This is a genomic window from Colwellia sp. (genome assembly GCF_013215345.1).
In the GTDB taxonomy this organism is placed as follows: domain Bacteria; phylum Pseudomonadota; class Gammaproteobacteria; order Enterobacterales; family Alteromonadaceae; genus Colwellia.
The window spans coordinates 1-6,532 of the sequence record NZ_JABSOV010000164.1; the positions used below are offsets into that span (position 1 = coordinate 1).

Annotated in this window: 7 protein-coding genes; all 7 read left to right on the plus strand. The window is 41.1% G+C overall.

From position 1 onward, the window contains the following. A partial coding sequence (locus tag HRT50_RS17025) for a protein phosphatase 2C domain-containing protein (protein WP_291616697.1) occupies positions 1-633 on the plus strand: 633 nt, incomplete at its 5' end. Between the two features lie 24 nt (positions 634-657). Continuing rightward, positions 658-3,708, plus strand: coding sequence for a bifunctional serine/threonine-protein kinase/formylglycine-generating enzyme family protein (locus HRT50_RS17030; RefSeq protein ID WP_291616699.1), 3,051 nt, complete (start codon positions 658-660; stop codon positions 3,706-3,708). A 13-nt stretch (positions 3,709-3,721) separates the two neighbouring features. Then, positions 3,722-4,018, plus strand: coding sequence for a hypothetical protein (locus HRT50_RS17035; RefSeq protein ID WP_291616702.1), 297 nt, complete (start codon positions 3,722-3,724; stop codon positions 4,016-4,018). 72 nt (positions 4,019-4,090) lie between these two features. Next, positions 4,091-4,708 (plus strand): MotA/TolQ/ExbB proton channel family protein, encoded by a 618-nt coding sequence (locus HRT50_RS17040; RefSeq protein ID WP_291616703.1) that lies wholly within the window; start codon positions 4,091-4,093, stop codon positions 4,706-4,708. After that, positions 4,708-5,283: a biopolymer transporter ExbD gene (locus HRT50_RS17045; RefSeq protein ID WP_291616705.1), complete on the plus strand. Its 576-nt coding sequence runs from the start codon at positions 4,708-4,710 to the stop codon at positions 5,281-5,283. The genes HRT50_RS17040 and HRT50_RS17045 overlap by 1 nt, the downstream gene beginning before the upstream one ends. A gap of 5 nt (positions 5,284-5,288) precedes the next feature. Beyond that, entirely contained in the window at positions 5,289-5,795 is a 507-nt protein-coding gene (locus HRT50_RS17050; RefSeq protein WP_291616707.1) for a biopolymer transporter ExbD, read from the plus strand. A 5-nt stretch (positions 5,796-5,800) separates the two neighbouring features. Further along, positions 5,801-6,532: hypothetical protein (locus HRT50_RS17055; protein WP_291616709.1), on the plus strand; the 732-nt coding region annotated here is incomplete at its 3' end.

The following is a 6,532-nucleotide window of genomic DNA, read 5'->3' on the forward strand; positions in this document are numbered from 1 at the left end:
GCTGATGGTATGGGTGGACATGACGGCGGCAGTGTTGCTAGCCAAATGATCGTTGAGCATTTAAGTCACTTAAACACTAAAAATAATCTTGATGATTTCGTCAATGATATTGAAAATACCGTAACGGATGCTAACAACCGCTTATTAGAATATTCCCGTGCGCAGTTAAATGGTCGCATTATTGGCAGTACGTTCGTTTCGTTATTAATTAAAGGCAATGTCGGTGTTTGTTTATGGGCAGGTGACTCTAGGTTGTATCGTTTCAGGCATGACAAACTTAACCCAATAAGCACAGACCATAGCCATGTGGCAGAGTTGGTCAGTGAAGGTTTAATTTCTGAAGAAGAAGCAAAAACTCACCCTGAGGCTAATGTCATCACCCGAGCAGTGGGTACCTCTGAGCGTCTTGATATCGATGTGGATGTTTTTGATGTTAGCGTAGGGGATCTATTTCTACTGTGTAGTGATGGTTTATATAACGCGTTGGCAGACGATGAAATTATCCAGTGTCTGCGCGAAACTTCTCTGGAACTATCGGTAAATAAATTAATACAAACAGCATTAAACAACCTAGCTTCAGACAATGTCTCGGTTATATTGGTTAAAGGTATTCACCAAAATGTCAGTGTATAAGCGTAATGGAGTACTTATTTAGTCATGGCAACTAGTGATCAACAAGGTAATGATGCGCAGCTTATTGAAGGAAACACTGAAGCATTAAGCACGAATAAAAGTGATAAAGCAGACGTGCCTAATCAAGAGGATAATCTCAATCAAGACGCTAAAACCGTCTTTAGAAAGACGGTGCCTGCCAGAGATAAAGTTGTAATCGACAAAACGGTTATAGCGACTGATAAAGGTGATAACCCTCGAGCAGTACTAGATGATGCGAAAACAGTGTTTAGCAAGCCGATTTCTCAGAGCAAAGCTGAAGAAATAGCTCAATCGGTTGCTAAAGCAAAGGCTAGTGCTAAAAAAATTACAACAGCTAATAATGAAGCGAACAGCTCAGATAAAACAGTCTTTGCACCAAGAACGCCTATCCAGGTGAAAGCTGAAACTAGCCCAAGTATCGTCGATGCAGATAAAACTGTTTTTGCGGCACGTGTGCGACCACAAGCTGCTAAGGCTACAGTTTCTCAGACGGAAATTTCTCAGCTTGAAAATGGTCCGTCAGCTAAGCCAGCAGAGACTGCACTTGATGATGCGACCCGATTTAGCCCAAGTAGCTTTTCACCGAGCACGGCCACTTCATCAAATGATGCCCCAGGCAGCGCCCGTGATTTAATCAATACAGCAACTGTAATACAAAGCGGCGATGACAGCACTGATAGCAATACTCAAGCTGCAACTATTCAAGCTTCAACTGCTCAAACTTCAGGTACGAGTAAAATACTTAAAGGTCGCTTTGTTCTAGAAGAAATTTTAGGTATTGGCGGCATGGGGGTGGTATACAAAGCAAAAGATCTCTTAAAAGTTGAAGCGCAAGATAGAGACCCTTATATTGCTATTAAAGTATTAAGTGAGGAATTTAGAACCCATCCAGAAGCTTTTATTTCCTTACAACGCGAGGCAAAAAAAGCGCAACATATTGCCAACCAAAACACGGTAAAAGTATACGATTTTGACCGTGATGGTGATGTGGTTTTCATGACCATGGAATACATGATAGGGCAGCCACTTGATGAAATGGTTAAGCAATATCACGCTACGGGTTTACCGCGTAATGAAGCATTGCATATTTTACAGGGCATGAGTCTAGCGCTAATACACGCGCACAACGAAGATATAGTTCATTCAGATTTAAAACCAGGCAATATTTTTGTTACTGAGAATGGTACAGCGAAAATATTTGATTTTGGTATTGCGCGAGCGGTGCAAAAAATTGACCGAAGTCATAGTGAACAAGACCGAACGGTATTTGATGCCGGTAATCTTGGTGCACTAACGCCAGCTTATGCCAGCCGTGAAATGCTCTTAGGACAAGTGCCTGATGTACGTGATGATATTTACGCCTTAGGTTGTATTGCCTATGAAATGCTTACTGGCGATCATCCGTTTACCCGTTTACCCGCTGATGAAGCCTACGACAAAAAATTAAAACCTAAACGTATTCAAGGTATTAAAAAACGTTATTGGAAAGCGATTGAATCAGCACTCGCCTTTGAGCGTAAAGATCGCATTGTTTCCGTGGAAGCTTTTTATAACGAGATTACTGAAAAGAAAAAAGCCAATGGGCTACTAGCTGCTACGTTTGCGGTAGCCGTTGCCGCTTCAGGGTTTGCCTATTATGAATATAGCAAGGTTGAAGAGCCGAGAATATCGCAAGCCGAATTAATGACCCAGCTTGAATTTAAAATTCGTTATCAGGTACTACGAGAAAATATCGATCGCTTTATTGCCTCGCCCAGCTTCTCGGCAGAATGGCAAGGCTCGTTGTGGGAAGAAATGCAATCGCTGGCTAATTTATTTCCGGAAAAACCGACCTCTTGGTACTTTTCCAAACGAGAAGAAATCTATCAGTTATATCTAACACAAATTACCACGGCTATCAGTGCGGCAAGTTTTTCTCGCGCTAATGGTTTGATAACGAATGCCAGTCGCTATAGCGATGACTCAAGTGAGCTAGACAAACACACCTTTACCTTAGCGCAAAAAAGAAGTGACAAAGAAGCGGCTGATAAAAAAGCACAACAAGCTAGGCGTTTAGCGGCAGTAGAAAAACAAAGAAAAGCGCAACAAACGGCAAAAGCCAATGAAGCCAAAGAGACACAATTGGCCGATAAAAAAAGCAGCACCAATTTTTATAATTTAGCCATGGCCAACGTAAATGAACAGCTGAGCTGTACTCAACGGCTCAATATGCGAGATTTTAAGATTGCCATTGAAAAACTGCGCACCTTAGATTATTCCCGCTATCAAAAGTCGGAAAAGACCATTACCAAAAACTTAGCGTCTTGTATTGTCACTATGGGACAAGTTAGCCCGGATTACGCCAAAGACGCTAAACGTTATGCGTTACTACTGTTTAATGACAGCCAAGACATAGCTGCGGTAGTGATTAAAGAAAAAGATGGCTGCCAGTCGTCTATTGCTGGACTAGGCGCTCGAGGCTCTCGCGCTGTTTGTAAAGATGCTTTAAAAGTTGGCGGTAACGGGCCAACCATGGTGGTAATACCGGCTAGCGATAAAATTAAATCGTTTGCCATTGGTAAGTACGAAGTATCCATATCGCAATACAATGTCTACTGTAATAAATCTAAGGCCTGTAAGGCTATTTCTGGTCGCAGTAAGCGTTTACCGGTGACCGATATCACGCTAGCCGAAATGACTAATTACATTAACTGGTTGAGTAAAACCACAGGTAAAAAATACCGTTTACCTCATAAACGTGAATGGCTACATGCCGCACAGTCTAAAGGTAATCGCCTTGACTCCAACCGTAACTGTCAAATTAGCTCGCGCGGTATTAACAAGGGTGATGAATTGATTAAAACCACCACAGGCAAACAAAATACCTGGGGTGTGGTTAATTATGCCGGTAATGCTCAAGAATTAGTGTATCTATCGGGTAGAAAAGTTGCCGCTGTCGGTGGCTCATATCAAACGGCTATGGATGTTTGTACTAGCACGAGCATCACCAATCATAACGGTAAAGCGGATGAAATTACCGGTTTTCGCTTAGTTAGGGATTTAGTAGGCAGCTAAAGAGGAATTAAATATGAATATTAATCAATGCTCGAAACAATTACGAGAGCTGACTAAAGCTCATGCCCATTACCAGCTGTCGTTAGCAGACTATCGGCGTGAGCGAAAAGTGTTATTAGATGCGCTCGATCTAAACGTTAATGGTATCGCAGCTAGTCAAGTGACTGCAGCACCACTATCGGTACAAACACCGGACATTGGCGATGTTCAGCAAATTGACAATAATCAACAGCTTGATAAAACTCAGCCGTATTTTGCTAAAAAACTCGATACTTGTATGAATTTTATCAAAGGCTCAAACAATAGTTAACTTAACTTAACTTAACTTAAATAAATTAAATTAATCAGAAAAATTATAATCACTTAATCAAAAGGTATTTTTATGGAAATCGTTAAATTATTTCAAGCGGGCGGCACGTTTATGTACCCGATACTGATAGTCCTTGCTATTGGCCTTGTTATTGCTGTTGAGCGCTTCATTTACTTGATCAGAACCGAAAAAGCCACCAACTCAGTATGGACTGAGCTGGTGCCTATGTTAAAAGCGTTAGATTTTCAACGAGCGGTAAAATTAACAGCTGAAATAAAAACCCCTATTGCCAATGTACTTAATTATGGTTTTGCCCGTCATAACGACAACAAAAGCCGTGAAGTAATTGAAGCAGCATTAGAAGAAGGCATTATGGATGAAATGCCACAGCTTACTCAGCGCACCCATTATTTAGCAATGTATGCCAATATCGCCACTCTATTAGGTTTATTAGGTACCATCATTGGTCTTATTCAAGCCTTTACCGCGGTTGCTCAAGCGGATCCTGCTGAAAAAGCCGACTTACTTTCTGCCAGTATCGCCGTTGCCATGAACACCACTGCATTTGGTTTGATCGCTGCTATCCCATTATTACTAGTACATTCTTATCTAGTAACCAAAACAGCTCACCTAGTGGATAGCATTGAAAAATCAGCGCTAAAAGCACTTAACTTAATGGTTAGAGATTAATGAAAAGAAGAGGCTTACAAACGATACAACAAGCTGAAGAGCTTAATATCACCGCCTTTTTAAATTTAATGGTGATATTAGTACCATTCCTGTTGATCACTGCTGTGTTTTCAAGGCTTACCGTACTTGAATTAAACCTGCCGGCTTTAGACGCCAAGGGTGAAGACTCAGCCAAAGTGAAACTGCAACTGGAATTGGTAATACGCGAACACAGCTTTGATATTCAAGACGCTAATATCGGCCTAATCAAAAAAATTGAGCGTACGCAAAAAGACAGTCAATGGAAGCAGTTTACTGATGCCATGGTTGCCATTAAAACCCGTTTTCCTGATGAAAGCAGTATTTCATTATTACTTGAACCTGAAGTTGATTACAAAACCATGATTAAAGTCATGGATAAAGTACGCAGTGCGCAAGTAGTTGTCGGCTTTTCAGCCGAAACTGTAGTGTTATTTCCCGATATTTCTATTGGTGATGCACAAGTCATCGCTGTTACAGAATTAGCTGTTAATGACTTAGCAGTTGAAGCCAGCGTAGCATCAGGTCAAGCAAGTGATAAAAGTGCCAAAGAGTAACTATTATGAAAAAGGCTAAGTTATCCGGTCGTTCAAAACGCATGTCGAGTTTTGAAGGCCTCCATAAAAATGCTGGGTTAAACCTAGTATCGCTGATGGATATTTTTACTATTTTAGTATTCTTTTTATTGGTTAGCTCGGGCTCCCAGCAGTTACCCAATAGTAAAGATATCACCTTACCGACTTCGGTCGCCGATAAGGTGCCAAAAGAAACACTAATAATAAGTATCACAGCGACAGAAGTGCTAGTACAAGGTAAGAAAGTTGTTGATGTTGCTCAGTTATTAACAAGTGATGAAAACATCATTGCTGAGTTAGTAACAGAGCTTAATTTCAGAGCTGATAACCGCTTATACGCACAAGAACAACCAGGCGAGGGACTTGCTATAACCATCATGGGTGATGAGAGTATTCCTTATCAAGTGCTCAGAAAAATTTTAGCGAGCTGCCGTCAGACAAATTACACCAAAATAGCTTTTGCCGCGGTGCAAACAGCGAAAAGTAAAGGGTAATAATAATGACAACTGCTACTTACCAACAGTTGGCCCTTGCTTGGCATCCTCAAAGTAAAACGGATAAATCTTTTATCTTTTTTGCTACGAGTATTGTATTACTTATTGTTTGTTTAGGTTTTTATATCGGCTCAATGGAGCTACCACCAGAAACAAAACGTGCCAAAGTAGTAATACCTGAGCGAGTGGCTAAATTTATTTTAGATAAACCAAAGCCTAAACCCAAACCTAAGGTCATTAAAAAAGAGCCACCAAAACCTAAGGTAATTAAAAAGGTGCCACCGAAGGTAAAAGATAAACCGAAAGTAAAAAAACAGCAGGTTAAAAAGCAACAAGTCTTAACTAAAAAACAAGTAAAGGCCCGTGAAGTTGCCAGTGAAAGTGGTCTGTTGGCCTTAAGTAACGAGTTATCTGATTTAATGGATACCTCAAGTATTGATGCCATGGTAGGCAATAGATTAGCTAAAACTAATACCAGCAGCAGTCGAACAAGGGCTGCGCAACGTGACTCCTTACTTACTGCTGGTGCCGGTAAAGGCAGTGGCGGGGTAAGTACTGCAAGTGTACTTAATAGCAGCCGTAGTACCGTTAAACTCGACGGTGCTCAAGTAGCCGCAGCACAACAGCAATTACTTGCCGCACGTGCTGATACCAGTTTAGTTGAAGGAATTGCACCTGAGAAATCGGCGGATAAAGCCTTTAAACGCACAGGTAACTACCGACCAGAAGAAGACATT

Coding starts and splice junctions, on each gene's coding strand:
- HRT50_RS17040 (WP_291616703.1), top strand. CDS start 4,091: ATGGAAATCGTTAAATTATTTCAAGCGGGCGGCACGTTTATGTACCCG.
- HRT50_RS17045 (WP_291616705.1), top strand. CDS start 4,708: ATGAAAAGAAGAGGCTTACAAACGATACAACAAGCTGAAGAGCTTAAT.
- HRT50_RS17050 (WP_291616707.1), top strand. CDS start 5,289: ATGAAAAAGGCTAAGTTATCCGGTCGTTCAAAACGCATGTCGAGTTTT.
- HRT50_RS17035 (WP_291616702.1), top strand. CDS start 3,722: ATGAATATTAATCAATGCTCGAAACAATTACGAGAGCTGACTAAAGCT.
- HRT50_RS17030 (WP_291616699.1), top strand. CDS start 658: ATGGCAACTAGTGATCAACAAGGTAATGATGCGCAGCTTATTGAAGGA.